14 protein-coding genes are annotated in these 18,082 nt (G+C 74.5%); 9 read left to right on the top strand and 5 right to left on the bottom strand.

Going from position 1 to position 18,082, the window contains the following annotated elements:
* Positions 1-80 precede the first annotated feature (80 nt).
* From ACH34S_RS16395 to ACH34S_RS16380, 4 genes are read left to right on the top strand one after another with little or no spacing between them, the layout of a single operon-like run.
* Positions 81-2,108: a fibronectin type III domain-containing protein gene (locus ACH34S_RS16395; protein WP_395953502.1), complete on the top strand. Its 2,028-nt coding sequence runs from the start codon at positions 81-83 to the stop codon at positions 2,106-2,108.
* Positions 2,108-3,091: an AAA family ATPase gene (locus ACH34S_RS16390; protein WP_395953501.1), complete on the top strand. Its 984-nt coding sequence runs from the start codon at positions 2,108-2,110 to the stop codon at positions 3,089-3,091. Before ACH34S_RS16395 ends, ACH34S_RS16390 begins: the two co-directional genes overlap by 1 nt.
* Position 3,092: 1 nt before the next feature.
* On the top strand, positions 3,093-4,223 hold the full coding sequence (locus ACH34S_RS16385) for a DUF58 domain-containing protein (protein ID WP_395953500.1): 1,131 nt from the start codon (positions 3,093-3,095) through the stop codon (positions 4,221-4,223).
* Positions 4,220-6,448 carry a DUF3488 and transglutaminase-like domain-containing protein gene (locus ACH34S_RS16380; RefSeq protein WP_395953499.1) on the top strand — a complete coding sequence of 743 codons (2,229 nt, stop codon included), beginning with the start codon at positions 4,220-4,222 and terminating at the stop codon, positions 6,446-6,448. The genes ACH34S_RS16385 and ACH34S_RS16380 overlap by 4 nt, the downstream gene beginning before the upstream one ends.
* Here ACH34S_RS16380 and ACH34S_RS16375 read toward each other — a convergent pair.
* The gene (locus ACH34S_RS16375) at positions 6,429-7,067 is read right to left on the bottom strand and encodes a hypothetical protein (protein ID WP_395953498.1); all 639 of its coding nucleotides are present in this window, start codon (positions 7,065-7,067) and stop codon (positions 6,429-6,431) included. The genes ACH34S_RS16380 and ACH34S_RS16375 overlap by 20 nt on opposite strands.
* Before the next feature lie 18 nt (positions 7,068-7,085).
* Between ACH34S_RS16375 and ACH34S_RS16370 the strand changes: the two genes are divergently transcribed.
* The 3 genes from ACH34S_RS16370 to ACH34S_RS16360 all read left to right on the top strand — a co-directional run bounded on the left by ACH34S_RS16370 (position 7,086) and on the right by ACH34S_RS16360 (position 10,363).
* Positions 7,086-7,268 (top strand): hypothetical protein, encoded by a 183-nt coding sequence (locus ACH34S_RS16370; RefSeq protein ID WP_395953497.1) that lies wholly within the window; start codon positions 7,086-7,088, stop codon positions 7,266-7,268.
* A complete protein-coding gene (locus tag ACH34S_RS16365; RefSeq protein WP_395953496.1) occupies positions 7,265-8,203 on the top strand; it encodes a threonine/serine dehydratase in 939 nt (312 codons plus the stop codon). The genes ACH34S_RS16370 and ACH34S_RS16365 overlap by 4 nt, the downstream gene beginning before the upstream one ends.
* A gap of 84 nt (positions 8,204-8,287) precedes the next feature.
* Entirely contained in the window at positions 8,288-10,363 is a 2,076-nt protein-coding gene (locus tag ACH34S_RS16360) for a fibronectin type III domain-containing protein (RefSeq protein ID WP_395953495.1), read from the top strand.
* Here the strand turns inward: ACH34S_RS16360 and ACH34S_RS16355 are convergent.
* On the bottom strand, positions 10,360-12,105 hold the full coding sequence (locus ACH34S_RS16355; RefSeq protein WP_395953494.1) for a protein kinase: 1,746 nt from the start codon (positions 12,103-12,105) through the stop codon (positions 10,360-10,362). The two genes, ACH34S_RS16360 and ACH34S_RS16355, sit on opposite strands and share 4 nt — an antisense overlap.
* A 403-nt stretch (positions 12,106-12,508) precedes the next feature.
* On the opposite strand from ACH34S_RS16355, the gene ACH34S_RS16350 reads away from it, so the two are divergent.
* The gene (locus tag ACH34S_RS16350) at positions 12,509-13,990 is read left to right on the top strand and encodes a hypothetical protein (protein ID WP_395953493.1); all 1,482 of its coding nucleotides are present in this window, start codon (positions 12,509-12,511) and stop codon (positions 13,988-13,990) included.
* 75 nt (positions 13,991-14,065) lie between these two features.
* Positions 14,066-15,211, top strand: a complete 1,146-nt coding sequence (locus ACH34S_RS16345; protein WP_395953492.1) for a CaiB/BaiF CoA transferase family protein — start codon at positions 14,066-14,068, stop codon at positions 15,209-15,211.
* A gap of 4 nt (positions 15,212-15,215) precedes the next feature.
* Here ACH34S_RS16345 and ACH34S_RS16340 read toward each other — a convergent pair whose 3' ends face one another.
* The 3 genes from ACH34S_RS16340 to ACH34S_RS16330 form a co-directional block, all read right to left on the bottom strand.
* Entirely contained in the window at positions 15,216-16,472 is a 1,257-nt protein-coding gene (locus ACH34S_RS16340; protein WP_395953491.1) for an aspartate aminotransferase family protein, read from the bottom strand.
* A gap of 103 nt (positions 16,473-16,575) precedes the next feature.
* A complete protein-coding gene (locus tag ACH34S_RS16335; protein ID WP_395953490.1) occupies positions 16,576-17,235 on the bottom strand; it encodes a GntR family transcriptional regulator in 660 nt (219 codons plus the stop codon).
* 24 nt (positions 17,236-17,259) lie between these two features.
* On the bottom strand, positions 17,260-18,045 hold the full coding sequence (locus tag ACH34S_RS16330) for a maleate cis-trans isomerase (RefSeq protein WP_395953970.1): 786 nt from the start codon (positions 18,043-18,045) through the stop codon (positions 17,260-17,262).
* Positions 18,046-18,082 lie beyond the last annotated feature (37 nt).

Genomic DNA, 18,082 nt, shown 5'->3' with positions numbered 1-18,082 from the left:
GCCGACGCGGATTCTTCCGGCATTTCCGGCGAGACCGCCTGACCGGCCAGATCACGGCCGGGCTCGTCGGAATCCTGTGCGTGAGCGCGCTCGTGTACGGGGTCGGCACGGCCAGCGCGCGGTACAAGCTCGCCGACGTCGGGGCGTGGCTCAGCGCGAGCGCCAAGGGCATGGTCGTGCACGCCAACGGGCTGGCGGGCAAGGTCGACGGCAAGGCGGCCGTGGTGCCGCAGATGCGCGGCCACAACATCAAGGTCGTCCAGGACGGCACGACGGTCCTGCTGGTGGACCTGGACACCGGTGTCGTCAGCCGGCTCGACCCGTCCCAGCTCAAGATCACGGGCAGCCGCCCGGTCGGCGGGCCCGGCCTCCAGGTCGTCGCCGGGGCCGGGGCCGCGTACACGGTCGACGCGGTCAGGGGCGCGGTCCAGCGGATCGACCCGCTGAACCTCACGCCGATCGGCCCGGCCACGACGCTCACCGCGCCGCTCGGGCAGGCGGGCATCGACGCCGACGGGGCGCTGTGGGTGCCCGTCCCGCAGACGGGCGAGGTCGTCCCGTTCCGGGACGGCGGCAAGGGCGCACCCGTCGCCGCGGGGAAGCCCGGCGACCGGCTCGCGCTGACGATCGCCGCCGGACGGCCCGTGATCGTCGACAGCACGTCCGCGACGGCGCTGATCGTCCGGCCCGAGGGTACGCAGCGGGTCAACCTGCCCGCGCCCGTCGCCAAGGCGCGGCACGGGGTGAAGGTCCCGGCCGTCGCCGACGGGCAGGTCGTGCCCATGCTCGGCGCGGGCGGCGCGCTGTACCTGCTGGACACCGGTGTCGGACGCGTCGAGTCGGTCGCGCTGCGCGTGCCCGACCACGCCTTCGAGCCGCCGCACGTGCTCGGCCCCCGCGTCTACCTGCCCGACCGGACGTCCGGGCGGCTGCTGGTCTTCAACACCGACCGCAACGCCTGGGAGCGGCCGCTCGTGGCGACCCGTCCCGGCGGGACGATCGAGATGCTCGTCCGCGACCACATGCTCTGGGTGAACGATCCCAACGGCGCGGTCGCGTTCGCGTTCGACTCCAACGGCGGCGTCAAGCGCATCAGGAAGTACGACGACAAGGTCCCGGGCGGGGCACGGCGGCCACTGCCCGTCCAGCAGAACCCGGGCAACGGGCAGGGCAACCGCAACGGCTCCGGCGGCGGCCGCGGCGGCTCCAACGCCGTGCCGCCGCAGGGCACCCCGCCGCCGAAGCGGGACCCGAGCGCGCCCGACCCGCCGACGCCCGCCGCGTCCGGCGACAACGGCTCGATCAACGTGCGCTTCACCCCGGCCGCGCAGCCGCAGGGCGTGTACCCGGTGACGAGGTTCGTCCTCCTGGACCGGTCGGGCAGTCCGGTCGCGGGTGCGAGCCCGGCCGAGTTCCCGGCGAACAGCCCCGGCGGGACGTTCAAGGTCGGCGGCCTGGCCTGCGACACCACCACCCACATCTACAAGGTCGCGGCCGAGTACAGGGGCAAGGACGGCAGGCCCGCCCACAGCGAGTCCGGCGAGGTCGGCGCCACCGCCTGCACCGCCCCGGGCCCGCCGAGGTCGCTGACGGCCGAGGCCGTCAACCACGGCGCCGACCTGACCTGGGCCAGGTCGTCCGGCTACGACGTCACCTACGACATCGCCTGGCCGGGCGGCTCCGGCAGCGGCAAGAACACCTCGTACCAGGTCAGGGGCCTCACCAACGGACGGACCTACACGATCACGGTGACCGCCCGCAACGGCGCCGGCTCGTCCACGGCGGTGAGCGGCACCGCGAACCTCGCCCCGGTCCCGAGGAACTACAACGGGCACCACAACAACAGCACCACGACCAATCTGCGCTCCGGACCGGGCACCGGTTACGCGCAGGACGGCGAGTTCCCGCAGGGCTTCACCGGCTCGGTGAAGGTGATCTGCCAGCAGCAGGGCGACCAGGTCACCGACACCGACGACAGCAGCCGGAAGAGCGCCATCTGGGACAAGATCGAATACGACGGCAAGGTGCGCTGGGTGAGCGACCTGTACGTGGCCACCCCCGGCTCGAACTCGGGGACCTTCTCCTCAACCCTCTGGGGGTGCGTCTGATGTCGGAGATCGCGGGGATGGACGCGGACGCCCTGGCCGGGCGGTTCGCGCAGATGTTCGCGGCGCTGGCGGGCAACGTCGAGCGGGTCGTGCGCGGCAAGCGGGAGAAGGTGGAGCTGGCGCTGGTCTGCCTGCTCTCCGAGGGGCACCTCCTCGTCGAGGACGTCCCGGGTGTCGGCAAGACGACGCTCGCGCGGGCGATCTCGGCGTCGGTGGAGGCGAAGTGGGCGCGGATCCAGTTCACGCCCGACCTGCTGCCCAGCGACATCACCGGCGTGTCGATCTTCAACCAGGGGACGAACGCGTTCGAGTTCCACGCCGGGCCGATCTTCGCGAACCTCGCCGTGGCGGACGAGATCAACCGCGGCTCGCCGAAGACGCAGTCGGCGCTGCTGGAGGTCATGGAGGAGCGCCGGGTGACGGTCGAAGGCACGCCGCATCCGGTGCCGCGCCCGTTCATGGTGATCGCCACGCAGAACCCGGTCGACATGGACGGCACCTACCCGCTCCCGGAGGCGCAGCTCGACCGGTTCCTGATGCGGATCTCCATGGGCTACCCCGACCACCAGGCCGAGGTTGCGCTGCTCGCGGGCACGCCGACCGGCCCGATGCTCGACCAGATGCCGCCGGTGATGGGCCGCGAGGACCTCGCCCGCATGATCGACTTCGCGCAGCGGCTGCACGTCGCGCCGCCGCTCTACGACTACGTGGTGCGGGTCGTCGCGGTGACCCGCGACCATCCCGACCTGCGGCTCGGTGCGAGCCCGCGGGCCAGCATCGCGCTGCTGCGCGCGGCGCGGGTGCGGGCGGCGGCGGCCGGGCGGTCCTACATCGTCCCGGAGGACGTGAAGGCGCTCGCCGTCCCGGTGATCGCGCACCGGCTGATCGTGACGCCGGAGGCGGAGCTGCGCGGGCGCGCCGGCGCGGACATCGTCGCCGAGGCCCTGCAGAACGTGCCGACACCGCAGGCCGCTGGGGTGTGAGGTGCTGACGCCGCTCGGATGGGGGACGGCGGCCGTGTCGGCGCCGCTGTACGCGGCGGGCTGGTGGCTCGGCTACCCCGAGCCCGCGATGCTCGCGGTGGCCGGGCTCGCCGCGGTGGGGGCCGCGGCGCTGTGGACGCTGCCGCAGCCTAAGCTCGACGTCCGCCGGGAGATCGCGCCGCTGAAGGTGGAGCGCGGTGAACCGGCCGTGGGCGTCCTGCACGTGACGAACAAGGGGCGCGGCACGCGGGGTCTCAGCGCGCACGACGCGGCCGGGTCGACGTCCGTCGCCGTGGACGTCCCGCGGCTGCGCGCCGGCGGCACGCGGTCGGTGACCTACCGGCTGCCCACGGAGCGGCGCGGCGAGATCCCGGTCGGGCCGCTGCGGCTGGTCCGGGCCGACCCGCTGCGGCTCGCCCGCCGGGTCCGCGAGTACGGGGCGCCGCAGATCCTGCTCGTCCGGCCGCGGACGGTGCGGCTGCCGCTGCTGCCGTCCGGCCGCGCGCACCACCTGGAGGGCCCGACGAGCGACAGGTCCCCGGCCGGGACGGCGACCTTCCACGCGCTGCGCGAGTACGTGATCGGCGACGAGATGCGCCACATCCACTGGAAGTCGTCGGCGCGGACGGGCACCCTCATGGTCCGCCAGCTCGTGGACGCGAGCCTGCCCACGACGACGGTCGTGCTGGAGGCGCGGCCGGAGTCGTGGCCCGAGCCGGACGACTTCGAGCTCGCCGTGGACGCCGCGGCCTCGGTCGCGGCGGGCGCCGCGGCGGCGAACTTCCCGGTCCGGATCCTCACCGGCAACGGGCCGCTCGCCGACACGCGGGGCGGGCCCGGCGACATGGAGGTCGTCCTCGACCGGCTCACCTCGGTCACGACGCGGGAAGGCCCGCAGTCGACCGTTGACGCGGTGCGCCGTGTGCGCGCGGGCGGGTCGCTCGTCGTCGTCACGTCCGGCGCGGCGGAGCTGGGGCGGATCGCCGCCGTGCGGAGCCGGTTCGACCGGGTCGTGGTGCTGCGGGTCCGGCCGCCGGAGCCGGCGTCCGCGCCGCCCGGCGTCCACCTGATCGACTTCGGCGACCTGGACGGGCTGGCGGAGTCGTGGCGGCGGCTGGGGAGCGTCCGGTGACGAGGTACGTGTCGCTCGCCGTCACGGCCTGCCTGGTCGCGGTGGCCGGGCTGTCGTTCCAGCGGGTCTTCGGCTTCGGTCCCGTGCTGCCGGTCGTGGCCGTCGCCGCGACCGTCCCGACCCTGCTGTGCGCCCTGCTCTCCGGCCCGCGCAAGAACGGGCCTTGGCCGCTGTGGATCTCGCTGGTGCTGACCGTGGTCGCGTGGGCGGGCACGGTCGCGGTCACCGTCCTGCGCCCGGCCCTCAGCGGCGGGACGCTCCCGCAGGCCCTCCGCGAAGGCGTGCTCAGCTCGTGGAAGTCGATCCTGACCACGCTGCTGCCCGCACCGGCCAAGCCCGAGCTGCTCGTCCTGGTGAACGTGGTCGTCTGGCTGGCCGCGTTCGCGTCCGCCGAGCTCGCGCTACGGACCTCGCTGCGCGCCGCCCCGTGCCTGCCCGCCCTCGCCGTGTGGGCGGTCGCGCTCCTGCTCGGCGTGGACGGCCCCGGCTCCAACGTGCCGCTCGCCGCCGCGACCGTCGTGCTCATCGCCGTGCTGGCCCTCGTCCGCGCGGACATGGCGGGGGCGCGGGTCGCGTGGCGGCCGCTCGCCATCGGCGTACCGGCCGCCGCCGCGCTCGGCGGGCTGGCGTTCGCGGCCGGGCCGGTCGTCCCGGTGAGCGCCGAACCGTACAACCCGCGCGAGCAGGTGCAGGCCCCGCCGCCGCAGCAGCGCGACGGCGTCAGCCCGCTCGACCGCGTCGGCGGCTGGCTGCTGAGCCCCGACCAGGTCATGTTCACCGTCCAGGCGCCGCGCAGCGAGATCGCGCGGCTGGCCGTCCTCGACAGGTTCGACGGCGTGACGTGGTCGTCCACGGCCCGGTTCGTCCCGACCGGGCGGCGCGTGCCGGAGGGGCCGCGGCCGGCGAAGAAGCACGAGGTCGCGCAGCGGATCACGATCCGCGACCTGCCCGGCGTGTGGGTGCCCGCCGCGGACCGTCCCCGCCAGGTCGACGGGCTCCCGGTCGTCGTCGACCCCGGGAGCGGCGCGCTCGCCGCCGCGGAGCCGCTGCGCCCCGGCCAGGCGTACCGGGTCGAGTCCGTCGTGCCCGAATGGACGGCCGACGACCTCGCCGGCGCCGCCATCGCCACCGATCCCGAGGCGAAGGCCGCGCTGGAGCTGCCGTGGGGGCCGGGCGCGAAGGAGCCGCCCGTCCAGGTCACCGAGTTCCGCACGTTCGCGGACGCGGCGACCCGGGGCGCGGTGTCGCCGATCCAGAAGGCCGCGATGCTCGCCGACTACCTCAAGCGATACGCCAGGTACGACGTGACCGCGCCGCCAGGCCACAGCTACCGGCAGCTCGACTATTTCCTGGGCGAAGGCAGGCGCGGCACGCCCGAGCATTTCGCGACGTCCTACGCGCTGCTCGCCCGGACGCTCGGCCTGCCGTCCCGTGTCGTGGTGGGCTTTGACGGCGGCAACCGTGTGGGCGACACCGTCCAGGTGCGTTCCGGGGACGTGATGGCGTGGCCCGAGGTCAAGTTCGACCGTCTCGGCTGGATCCGCTTCAACCCGCTCCCCGACAACGCGCGCCGCTCCAACAAGAACGACGCGGTCGCGGCCGGGGAGACGGAGCAGAAACTGGAGCAGGCCCAGAAGAACGCCGCCTCGCAGCAGCGCGGCCCGGGGCCGGGCAACACGACGCAGAAGGGCCCTGAGAAAACCGCTGTCGCTGACAGCGAGCCCACGCCGTGGTGGGTGTTCGCGTCGATCGCGCTGGCCGTCCTGCTCATCGGATACGTGTTCGCCGTCCTGCTCGCCCCCGCCCTGCGCAAGCGCCGCCGCCGGACGGGAACGCCCGCCGCCCGCATCACCGGCGCCTGGCACCAGGCGCTCGACCACCTCGCGGACGTCGGCCTGTCCACGGCCCGGACGCTGACGGCACACGAGGTCGCGCGGTTCGGCGCGTCCAGCGTCGGCGGCGACGCCCACGGGCACCTCGGCCCGCTCGCCGACCTCGTCAACCGCAGCCGCTTCGCCGGATCCCAGTCCGGACCGGACGCCGCCGACCGGGCCTGGCAACACACCGACGCGCTCGGCCGCCTCGTCACCGCCCGCGCCGGACGCCTCCGCCGCTTCCGCCGCCGCCTCCACCCGCGATCCCTGAAGGACCGCGGCGACGTCAGGTCGAGCGGCGTCAGGTCGAGCGGCGTCAGGTCGAGCGGCGTCAGGACAGGGGGAGGCTGACGGCGATCTCGCCGCCGAGGACGGCGCCCGTCTCCAGGCCCAGATCGTCACCGCTCCAGAACCGGCCCGGGTCGAACCAGTTCGGGCGGCGGCCCTTCGGCAGCAGCCCCATCGACTGGTACGTCACCGCGACGATCTCCGCGCAGAACGCCGTCTCCAGATCCGCCTCCCGCTCCGCCGGGCGGCGGATCGGCACCCGGCCGCGCAGCCACCGCGTCGCCAGCCGGGACGTCGACGGGAACGGGGTGCCGTCCAGCCGCGCCACCGCCCGCAGCGCCGCGTCCTCCATCGCCCTGGACGGCGGCGGTTCGAGCTGCCGCAGCCACGCCCGCTGCCCGTAGCGGTTCCCCCACGCCAGGACGGCCTCGCGCAGGTCGTGCAGCTGCGCGCCGCGGTGGTGCCCGCCCGTCCACATGTCCCGCAGCGACCGGCCCAGCTCGGCGTGCCACATCAGCGGCGGCAGGTCGTCGATGACCAGCGACATCCCGACATGGTTGACGGGGCTGTTCGTCGTCATCTGGATGGCGCGGTCCGCGACCGTCCGGCCGCGGAACAGCCACACGTCCCCGGTGCGGGTCAGCTCGGCGGCCTCGTCGAGGGAGATGCTCGTGCCAGGCATGATCGATACCGTAGCCGGATGCGATGGAGGAAAACGCCGAGGTTGTGGAAGGCGCTCGGGCTGGCCGGGGTTCTCGGGGTCGCCGCCGGCGGGGCCGTGATCGTCCGGGCCGAGCGGCGCCGCCGGGCCTACACGCCGGACGAGATCCGGCAGCGGCTGCACGAGCGGGCCGGCGGGACGCCGCCGGAGAGGCGCGGGTGACCGTGCGCGCCGTGCGGGTGCCCGGCACGGACGACCTCGACCGCGCCTGGCGTGTCGTGTCCGCGCGGCTCGCGCCGACGCCGCTGGTGCCGTCGCCCGGCCTCGGACCGGGCGCGATGCTGAAGCTGGAGACCTTCCAGCCGACCGGGGCGTTCAAGGTCCGCGGCGCGCTCGCGGCCGTGGCGGCGCTGCCGGAGGGCGTCGCGGCCGTCACGGCGAGCGCGGGCAACCACGGTCTCGGCATGGGCCACGCTGCGGCCGAGTCCGGCGCGGACGTCACCGTCGTCGTGTCGACGCGGGCGTCGCGGGCGAAGGTCGAGAAGATCGGCGCGTATCCGGTGCGGCTCGTCGAGCACGGGACGACCTACGACGAGGCCGAGGCGCACGCGCTCTCCCTTCCCGGCCACTACGTCTCGCCCTACAACGACCCCGCGGTCATCGCGGGGCAGGGCACGCTCGGGCGGGAGCTCGACCGGCAGGTGGAGGGGCCGCTGACGGTCGTCGTGCCGGTCGGCGGCGGCGGGTTCCTCGCCGGGCTCGTGCTGTGGGCGCGCGAGCGCGCGGACGTGCGGCTCGTGGGTGTGGAGTCGGCCGTGTCGCGCGGGGTGTCCGCCTCGGTGGCGGCCGGACGGGTCGTCGAGGTCGAGGTCGGCGACTCGATCGCCGACGCGCTGCCCGGCAACCTCGAACCCGGCTGCGTCACCCCCGCGGTCATCGGACGGCACGCCGAGCTGACGTCCGTCACCGATGACCAGATCCGGACGGCGATGCGCTGGCTCTTCCGCGAGCACGGCCTCGTCGCCGAGGGCGGGGGCGCGGCCGGAGCCGCCGCAGTCCTCGCCGGAAAGGTCCAGGTCACGGGGCGTCTCGTGGTGGTCCTCTCCGGGCGGAACAGCACCGCCGCGACCTTCGCCGCCGCACTGAACGAACCCTGACTTATGCCTTGACCTGCGGAAACCGGGCTGTTGGCCGGATCTCATCCGCTACCTTGTCCGGTTCAACGGGGAAGGTGATCACGGGTGGCGAGTGTGGGGGCACTGTTCCGGCGTGACCGGCTGACGGGACAGGTCGCTGTGGGCCTGGTCGGCGTGCTGGGGATCGCCGCCGCCGTGTACGGGGTCGGCGTCGCGAGCGCCACGTACCGCATCGCGGACGTCGGGGCCTGGCTGAGCGCGAAGAGCAAGGGCCTGGTCGTGCACGTCAACGGCCCGGCGGGCAAGGTGGACGGCAAGACCGGCGTGATCCCGCAGATGCGCGGCCACAACATCAAGATCGTCCAGGACGGCGCCACCGTGCTGCTCGTCGACCTGGACACGGGCGTGGTCAGCCGCCTCGACCCGTCCCAGCTGAACGTCTCCGGGAGCCGCCCGCTCGGCAGGGGCATCCAGGTCCTCGCCGGGTCGGGCAAGGCGTACACGGTCGACTCCGTCAAGGGCGTCGTGCAGCAGATCGACCCGGTCGGGCTGGCCCCGGTCGGCGCGTCCGCCGCGCTGCCGCCGATCCTCGGGCAGGCCGGGATCGACGCGCAGGGCTCGCTGTGGGTTCCGGTGTCGCAGAAGGGCGAGGTGTCGGCGTTCAAGGACGGGCGGCTCCAGCCGCCCGTGAAGGTCGGCGCGCCCGGCGACGGCCTGGCGCTGACCATCGCGGCCGGGGATCCCGTCGTCACCGACTCCACCGCCGCGACCGCCACGGTCGTCAAGCCGTCCGGGGCGCACCTCACGGTCAGCCTGCCGACGACCGTGCGGCAGGCCGGGCGCGGCGGCGTGCTCGCGCCCGCGCACACCGAGGGCAAGATCGTCCCGCTGCTGGTGCCCGGGACCGGGTCGCTGGTGACCGTCGACACCGGCACCGGGCGGTACTCCAGCACGCGGCTGGCGATGCCGAAGCACCGGTACCGGCCGCCGCAGATGCTCGGCGCGAAGGTCTACATCCCGGACGAGACGGCCGGGGCGCTGATCGTGTACGACTCCGCCGCCAACCGGTTCCAGCGCCCGATCCCGGTGACGGGACGGCCCGCCCCGCTGGACGTGTTCGTCCGCGACGGGCTGCTCTGGGCCAACGACCCGTCCGGGCCGCACGCCGTCGTCATCGACCGGCAGGGCGCGCACCGGGGCATCGACAAGTACAAGGACCGGGTCGCGGGCGGCCCCAGGCGCCATCCGATCCCGCTGCCGGGCGACGGGGACGCCCCGCCGCCCCAGCGGCCGCCGTCCGCGTCACCGCCGCCGCCGCGCCCCGGGGAGCCGCCGGCACCGCCGTCCAACGTGTCGGTCACGCCCGGATCGGGGACGATGCGCGTCGACTTCCAGCCCTCGCAGGGCGAGGGGATCATCGGCTACCTGCTGAAGGACCTCCCGGCCGGGCTGTCGGCCGCCCCGGCGGCGATCACGGCGGGCGCGGGCCCGTTCACGTTCACGGTGGCGGGCGGCGCCTGCGACCGCGAGTACCGGTTCCGCGTCGCCGTCCGCTACAAGGACTCCCGGGGCCGGACACGCGAAGGAGTCTCGGCGCCCAGCGATCCCGCCCGGCCGTGCGTGACGCCGGGCGCGCCGACCGGCCTGACGGCGCAGGCGACCGCGGGCGGCGCGAGGCTCTCGTGGACGCCCCCGCCCGGCACCGGGCCGGCCGCCTACAAGCTCACCTGGGACGGCCCCGTCCCCGGAAGCAAGACGGTCTCGGCCACGTCAGTGACCCTCAGCGAGATCTGGACGAACGGCTCCTACACCTTCGAGGTCGCCGCCGTGAACGGTGCAGGCACGGGACCCGGCGCGACCCGGGCGGCGAACCTGACCGGCCCGGCGACCCGGTATCCCGTCGAGCGCAACGGGAACTCCAACGGATACGTCAGGAGCGTCGCCGACGCCAACAGCAACTCGACCGTCGCCACGATGAACGACAACAACGGCGAGATGGTCACCGTGCACTGCCAGGAGAGGGGCGCGGGCTACACGCACCCCAGGGACTCCAACCTCACCGGCGACATGTACGCCAAGATCACCTACAGCGGGAAGATCGGGTACGTCATCGGCTACCTGGTGAACACGCCGGGCGACTGGACGGACTTCGCCGGGGTCCCCGTGTGGAAGTGCCGCTAGGCCCCCTGCTTCTTCGCCTTGTTGACGCACGCGGGTGCGGACCAGGACACGTCCGGTGCCCTGCCGTCGTTGAGCCGCAGCACCGCGCCGACCTTGAAGCAGTAGGCGGTCTTCGGCCGCAGGCCCGGCACGGTCGCCGACCGGGAGCCGGCCTTGACCGCCACGATCGGGGTGCTGCCCGCGGGCTGCTGCTGGATGAGCAGCGGCAGTTCCCGGGCCGCCGGGGGCAGCGTCCAGATGAGCGCGGCCGTCCGCCCGACCGGCCTGGCGACCAGCTTGCGGGGGCGGGCCGCCGCGAGCTGCGCGCGCGTGATCGGCTCCGCCGGGACGCCCGTCGCGTTCCCCTGCGGGGCCGGTGAGGACGGCCCCGGCGAACCGTCGGCCGGGTGCCGCTCCTCCGTGCCGCCGCCGCTCAGGGCGAGCGCCCCGATGCCGAGGGCCAGCCCGCCGACGAGCGCGACGCCCGCCGCGACGATGAGGCCGCGGCGGGGGCCGTCGCCGGGCTCGTCCCCGGTGAGCTGCTGCGGGTTCGCGTGCGGCGTGGTGTGCGGTGTCGTGTTGGCGCTGCTCGCCCACGGGTCGGCGGGCCGCTGCGGCGCCGGGACGCGCTGCGGGAGCACCGCGCCGGGTGGGTGCGGCGGGGTCGCGCCGGGATGCCAGGGCGACGGCGGCGCGGGCGCGGGCGGTTCCGGGCGCCGCGGCGCGACGGGCGGGGTGGACGGCCCGACCGCGGTCGGCGCCCACTCGGGGACGAGCGGCGGCCCGGACGCGTCCGGGAACGACAGCCGCGCCCCCGGCCCGGAGGCGGAGCCGGACGAGGAGAACCCCGAGGACGGTGACCCGGTGCCCGTACCGCCACCGCCGCCGTCCGGGCGCGGTGCCGGCAGCACCGATCCGCCGCTGTGCGCGACGTCGGTGACCGGCAGGCCCAGCTCCGCCTGCACCCCCTGGAGCGCCTGCGCGAACTCGACGGCGGTCGCGAACCGCTGCTCGGGCGTCTTCGCCATGGCGCGGGCGATGACGTCGGAGACCTGCGGCGGGACGTCCGGCCGCGGGATCGGCGGCGGCGGGTCGTTCAGGATCCGCAGCATCAGCAGCGCGATGCCCTCGCCGGGCGGGCCCTTGAACGCGGGCCGGTCGGCGAGGAGCTGGTACAGGGTCGAGCCGAGCGAGTAGATGTCGGCGCCGACGCCCGGCGGCCGCCCCTCCAGCACCTCCGGCGCGGCGTGGTGCGGCGTGAACGCCTGCGTGTGGGTGGCGTCGAAGGTGTCGACCAGCCGCGCGATGCCGAAGTCGGCGAGCGCCGGCTCCCCGTACCGCGACAGCAGCACGTTCTGCGGCTTGACGTCGCGGTGCAGGACGTCGGTCTCGTGGGTGGCGGCGAGCGCGCCCGCCATCTTCACCCCGATGCGCAGCACGTCCGCGACCGGCAGCGGGCCCTCGCGGGCGAGCCGGTCGGTGAGCGCGCCGTGCTCGAAGTACTCCATCGCGATGTAGGGGCGCCCGGCGCGGGTGGTGCCGGTGTCCAGCACGGTCACGATGTTCGGATGGCCGGACAGCCGTCCGGTGATCTTGCTCTCCCGCTGGAAGCGCCGCATCGCCGCGTCGTCGACGGACCCGATCGACAGGACCTTCAGCGCGACCATCCGGTCGAGGTGCTCCTGGTGCGCGCGGTACACGACGCTGAAGCCGCCCTCGCCGACCTGCTCCAGCACCCGGTAGCCCGGAACGTCCTCGTTCATGGGTGGGGGCTCATGGATCGGGAAGTCCTTGTCCGTTGCTCGTCCTGGGGCGCGGCGGGGGCGCGATCTTTCGATGTGCTGCGGCCCGGGGAGGTTCCCCCGGAGGTCAACAGCGTAGTACGGGGACGAAAGGGGCGAGGTGCCTCTCGCGTGAACGGCCGCGCGGCCCGTTCCGCCGCGTCGGGCTCGCGCGCCGCGCCCGCGAAGAAATCGAATGCCATTTCAATGGGCCGATTAATCGTTCTCCCAATTCCGCTTCATGCGCGTTCTCGTGCGGCTTAACCTCAAGCTCCGCTACGAAGGAACGGCTCAGAAGGAGTGGTCTGCCGTGACGGAAGACGTGCTTGCGGATCCGCGAACGGAAACACCGACCACGAAATCGGCATATGGGGACCTTGTCCGGATGGCGTATTTCGTTCTGCCGGGGACGGGAAAGCGCGTCTACCGGCTGGCGATCGCGCGCCGGATCGTGGACGGCACCGCGCGCGGCGCCCGGGACCGCTCGCCCGCCGGGCTGGCCCGCCGCCGCACCCGCGTGCTGCGCCGCGCGATGCGCCCGTCCCGGCGGCTGCGGATCGGCCTCGGGCCCTGGCTGCGCGCGCTGCCCGCGCAGCTGCCCGATCCCGCGCTCACCGCGATGCTGGCCAGGCTCGACCCGCACGTGCGGGTCGCCTACGTCCTGCGCCACATGCAGGGCCTGCCCCCGTACGCCGTCCGGGACCAGCTGGTCGAGCTGCGCGTCCGCGACCCGTGGCCGAAGATCCGGGCCGCGGAGGAGGTGCCGCCGCCGTCCGCCCGGCGCTCCGGCCGGTTCGAGTCCGCGCTGCGTCCCGTCCGGACCCGGTCCGCGGCGCCGCTCGCCGTCGCCGCCGTCCTCACGGCCGCGCTCGTCGCCGCCCTGGTGCTGACCGGCGGCGACGACGAGCCCGCGGCCCGGGAGCCGCGCCTGGTGTCCGCCGCGCCGGACGCCTGGACCCGCAGCCGCACCCTCGACGCCTGGCCGCCGCGCGGCGACCTCGCCGGCGACCGCGCGTTCACCCGGCGCGCCGCCGCCGCATGGGAGGCCGCGCCCGGCGAGCGCGCGGCCCGCCGCTCCGGCGGCGCCCCGCAGCTCCTCTACGCGGGCCGCGCCGGCGGCGGGCCCCTCGCGGTGCTGCGGCTCGGCGACCGGATCGCCCTCTACACGCCCGGCGGCGGCCTCGACGTCACGGCCGCCGGGACCGACCCGTCCGCCCCGATCGCGCTCGGCGGCGGCCGCTACCTCCTCGCGCCCTGGGACGCGGCGCCCGAGACCCTGGCGGGGGAGCGGCTCGCGACGTCGTCCGGCGTGACCGCCCCGGCCCGCGCGGACACCGGCTGCGGCCGCGGCCCGCTCTTCCACGTCGGCGAGAGGACGGTCGGCGACCTCGGCGGACCGCGCGCCACCGTCCTCACCTACCACTCGCCCGACTACCGCCCCGCCCGGACGGAGCGCCCGGCCCGGCTCGGCCCCGAAGGCAAGAAGATCTGGAACCGGCTCGCCTGCCAGACCGACCCTGCGCGGCCGGTCGCCGAGGCGATGGCGTGGAACTTCTGGTCGGGGACGATCCCGCACGGCGGCAAGCACGCCGACTGGGTCTGCACCCGCCTCACCCAGATCGGCGGCGGCACCACCGCGCGTGCCACGCTCCTCGGCACGAAGGACCGGGCCACGGGACCGTGCGACGCGCGCCGTCCGGTCAGCGGGACCTGGTGGAAGTCGCCGTCCGGCCGCTGGTACTACCTGGCCGCCGCCGGGCGCGGGCTCGTCCCGCACGCCGAAGGCGTCGACCGGTCCACCACGAAGCACCGCCTCCTCGTCGCGCCCGGCGCCCGTACCTCCCCGGTCACCGTCACCGCCCGCTGAAACCCGCCCTGGGTCAGGACGCACTTACCCGGATCGGGCACACTGGGAGGCCGAACGAGATTCAGGGAGTCGCTGATGGGCAACGGGCCCCTCTCCGGAGTGCGGGTGATCGAGCTGGCCGGGATCGGGCCCGGGCCGTTCGCCGCGATGCTGCTGGCCGACCTCGGCGCCGACGTCATCCGGGTGGACCGCGCGTCCGCGGTCCGGGACGGCGAGGCCACCGGCGGCACCGACTTCACCAACCGCGGCAAGCGCTCCATCGCGATCGACCTCAAGAGCGAGCGCGGCCGGGAGGTCGTGCTCCGCCTGGTCGAGAAGTCCGACGTCCTCCTCGAAGGGTTCCGGCCCGGCGTCACCGAGCGGCTCGGCATCGGCCCGGACGACTGCCTCGCCCGCAACCCCCGGCTCGTCTACGGGCGGATGACCGGCTGGGGCCAGGAGGGCCCCCTCGCGCCGACCGCCGGGCACGACGTCGGCTACATCGCCATCACCGGCGCGCTGCACGCCATCGGCCGCGCGGACGGCCCGCCGCAGGTCCCGATGAACCTGCTCGGCGACTTCGCGGGCGGCAGCATGTACCTCGTCGTCGGGATCCTGTCCGCGCTGCTGGAGTCGAGGACGAGCGGGCACGGCCAGGTCGTCGACGCCGCCATCGTGGACGGCACCGCTCACCTGTCCACGTTCATCCACGGCTTCCTCGCCGGGGGCCTCTGGGAGGACCGGCGCGGCGTCAACATGCTCGACACCGGCGCGCCCTGGTACGACGTGTACGAGACGTCCGACGGGCGCCACATGGCCGTCGGCGCCATCGAGCCCCAGTTCTACGCCGAGTTCCTGCGCCTCGCCGGCCTCGACGGCGAAGACCTGCCCGGCCAGCACGACCGGGCGGGCTGGCCCGTGCTGCGCGACCGGTTCGCCGCCCTGTTCCGGACGAGGACCCGCGACGAATGGGCGGAGATCTTCGTCCCGAGCGACGCCTGCGTGGCCCCGGTCCTCTCCATGACCGAGGCCACCGAGCACCCGTGGAACACCTCCCGCGAGGTGTTCCCAGAGCTGGGGGGCCGGTGCCAGCCCGCACCGGCCCCGCGCTTTTCCCGCACCCGGGCCGAGACCGACGGTGTTCCCGTCCTGCCCGGGGGCCAGACCCGTGCCGTCCTGGACGACCTCGGCTTCGACGACGCCGAGACCCTCCTCAAGGAGGGCGCCGTAGCCCAGGCCTGATTGGTCAGCTGACGGCGTCCGCCACGGCGGCCGACCAGAGGCGGAGTCCTTCGTCGATCTGCTCCTCATTGACGATCAGCGGCGGGATCATCCGGACGACGTTGCCGTACGCGCCGCAGGTCAGCAGCAGCAGCCCGCGCTCGGCGGCGGCCTTGTGCGCGCGCTGCGCCGTCTCGGCGTCGGGTTCGCCCTCCGGGGTGGTGAACTCGCTGGCCTGCATCAGCCCGAGTCCGCGGACGTCCCCGATCGCCGGATGGTCGGCGGCGACCTTGCGCAGCCCGTCGCTCAGCCGGGCGCCCTGCCGGGCCGAGTTGCCGACGAGGTCTTCGTCCTGGATGACCCGCAGCGTCGCGAGCGCGGCGGCGCAGGAGACCGCGTTGCCGCCGTAGGTGCCGCCCTGCGAGCCGGGACGCGCCTTCTCCATCAGCGCGGCGGGCGCGGCGATCGCCGACAGCGGGAACCCGCTGGCCAGGCCCTTGGCGGTGATCACGACGTCGGGGCGTGCCGCGGCGGCGTGCTCGTGGCCCCAGAAGCGGCCGGTCCGGCCGAAGCCGGTCTGCACCTCGTCCATGATCAGCAGGATGCCGTGCCGGTCGGCGCGCTCGCGCAGGCCGTCCAGGAACGCGGGCGGCGCGGGAATGTAGCCGCCCTCGCCGAGCACGGGTTCCACGACGAAAGCGGCGGTGTCGGAGGCGGGGGACGCGGTGACGAGCAGGTAGTCGAGCTCGCGCAGCGCGAACCGGGTCGCCTCCTCCTCGGACCAGCCGTACCGGAACGCCTGCGGGAACGGGGCGATCGCGGCGCCGGGCATCAGCGGGCCGATCCCGGCGCGGAACTTCGTGCCCGCCGTGGTCAGCGCGGCGGCGCCCATCGTCCGGCCGTGGAAGGAGCCGTGGAAGACGACGATGTTCTGCCGCCCGGTGGCGTGCCGGGCCAGCCGGATGGCCGCCTCGACGGCCTCGCTGCCGCTGTTGAGGTAGAAGAGCGAGTCGAGGCCCTCGGGCAGCACCTCGCCGAGCGCCTCGGTGAGCCGCAGCAGCGGCTCGTGCATGACCGTCGTGTACTGCCCGTGGATCAGCGTCCCGACCTGCTTCTGCGCCGCCTCGACCACGCGCGGGTGGCAGTGGCCGGTGTTGACGACTCCGATGCCCGCGGTGAAGTCCAGATGCCGGCGGCCGTCGGTGTCGTAAAGGTAGACGCCCTCGCCGCGCTCGGCCAGGACGGGGGTGGCCTGCTTGAGCAGGGGTGACAGCTGTGCCATGCGGCGCCTCCGGTCCGTCCGGTAGATTGTCGACAATCTGCAATGTAGGTGGCCGGTGGCCACGATGTAAAGCGCGGGCCCTGCTTATCCGGAAATGCGCGTGTCAGGGCACGCGGAGCCGGTCGATCGAGTCGGTCATGTGCTCCTCGATGAGGGTCAGCAGCCGCTCCTCCTCCCCGTCGCCGATCGCGTCGACCAGCCGCCGGTGCTCCTCGACCAGCTCGGACGGCTCCGGATAGGTGTCCTGCAGCGCGTTCAGGCACATCCGGGTCTCCACCAGCAGGGTGTGCGCCATCCGCTCCAGCCGGTGGCTGCCCGACGAGCTGACGAGCACCTCGTGGAAGGCCTGGTCGGCGTCGCTCATCGCGACCCGGTCGCGCTGGCTCGCGGCCTCGACCAGGGCGTCCAGCGCGTCGGTGAGCCGGGCCACCGCCTCCCCGCGGTTCCGCTCCATGATCAGCTGGCAGGCCTCGCGCTCGATCGCGAGCCGGGCGAGGTAGACGTCCTCGACGTCGCCCTCGTCCAGCGTGATCACGAACAGCCCGCGGTGCGGCTCGCTGACCAGCAGGCCCTCCTGGACGAGCCGCTGCATCGCCTCGCGCAGCGGGCCCCGGCTGATGCCGAGCCGGCCCGCCAGCTCGGCCTCGCCGAGCTGCGCGCCGGGTTCCAGCGACCCGTACATGATCGCCGAGCGCAGCTCGTCCGAGACGAGCTCCACGGTCGACTTGCGGGGGACAGGTTCCAGCTCACCCAAACGGCCCATGCCGCGGGCCCCTTTCGTCATCTGTCAGGTACGCCGTCCCCGCTCGGAGACCGGCCCGGCGGCGCCGGCGGGGACGCTGGGGTCGGGGGCGGGGACGGCGAACAGCCGGCCCAGCCCGGTGCGCGGCGGGATCCCCCCGGGCCCGGCGGCGAGCCGCAGCCCCTCCCACACGCTCACCTGGTTGGCGGTCAGGACCGGCTTGCCGATCCGCGCCTCGAGCTCGTCCAGCCAGGACACGGTGTGCAGCGCGGTGTCGGGCACCAGCACCGCCTCGGCGTCCGGATGGTCGTTGGCGGCCACGAACGCGAGCACCTCGGCGCGGCCGAGCGTGCCGACCTCGGCGGCGGTGATGATGCCGCGGCAGGACAGCGCCACGACCTCGATGCCCGCGTGGCCGAGGAACCCGACGAACCGCTCGGCGACGTCGGTCGGGTACGTCGCGGCGACCGCGACCCTGGTCACGCCGAGCGCGCGCGCCGCGTTCACGAACGCGAACGAGGTGCTGGACGCCGGCACGCCCGCCGCCTCGGCGACACCCCTGACCTGCTGCTCGGCGCCGTCCCAGCCGAACACGAAGCTCCCGCTGGTGCAGGCCCACACGGCCGCCCGGACGTTCATTTCGCGCAGCGCGCGGGCGCCGTCGCCCAGGACGTCGTCGCCGCCGATGTCCAGCAGCGCGTCGATACGGTGGGCGTCCTCGCGCATCAGCGTGTGGACGACCGGAAGGCGCACCTCGCCCAGGAGGCGCTCGATGGCCGGGTAGTCGTCCTCGGCGCTGTAGCCGGGGTACAGGAAACCCGCGCTCAACACGTTCTGGTGCATGGAATCAGCAATCCTAACGCTCGGG

The organism is Actinomadura sp. 3N508, from assembly GCF_044326375.1.
Classification (GTDB): Bacteria; Actinomycetota; Actinomycetes; order Streptosporangiales; family Streptosporangiaceae; genus Spirillospora.
Note: the sequence above shows the minus strand (reverse complement) of the source record. Positions and strands in the feature narration are given on the sequence as shown.

Excerpts from the sequence above, each read along its gene's own strand:
- ACH34S_RS16375 (WP_395953498.1), bottom strand. The coding sequence starts at position 7,067 with ATGCCTGGCACGAGCATCTCCCTCGACGAGGCCGCCGAGCTGACCCGC.
- ACH34S_RS16340 (WP_395953491.1), bottom strand. The coding sequence starts at position 16,472 with ATGGCACAGCTGTCACCCCTGCTCAAGCAGGCCACCCCCGTCCTGGCC.
- ACH34S_RS16335 (WP_395953490.1), bottom strand. The coding sequence starts at position 17,235 with ATGGGCCGTTTGGGTGAGCTGGAACCTGTCCCCCGCAAGTCGACCGTG.
- ACH34S_RS16350 (WP_395953493.1), top strand. The coding sequence starts at position 12,509 with ATGGCGTATTTCGTTCTGCCGGGGACGGGAAAGCGCGTCTACCGGCTG.
- ACH34S_RS16345 (WP_395953492.1), top strand. The coding sequence starts at position 14,066 with ATGGGCAACGGGCCCCTCTCCGGAGTGCGGGTGATCGAGCTGGCCGGG.
- ACH34S_RS16355 (WP_395953494.1), bottom strand. The coding sequence starts at position 12,105 with ATGAACGAGGACGTTCCGGGCTACCGGGTGCTGGAGCAGGTCGGCGAG.
- ACH34S_RS16390 (WP_395953501.1), top strand. The coding sequence starts at position 2,108 with ATGTCGGAGATCGCGGGGATGGACGCGGACGCCCTGGCCGGGCGGTTC.
- ACH34S_RS16370 (WP_395953497.1), top strand. The coding sequence starts at position 7,086 with ATGCGATGGAGGAAAACGCCGAGGTTGTGGAAGGCGCTCGGGCTGGCC.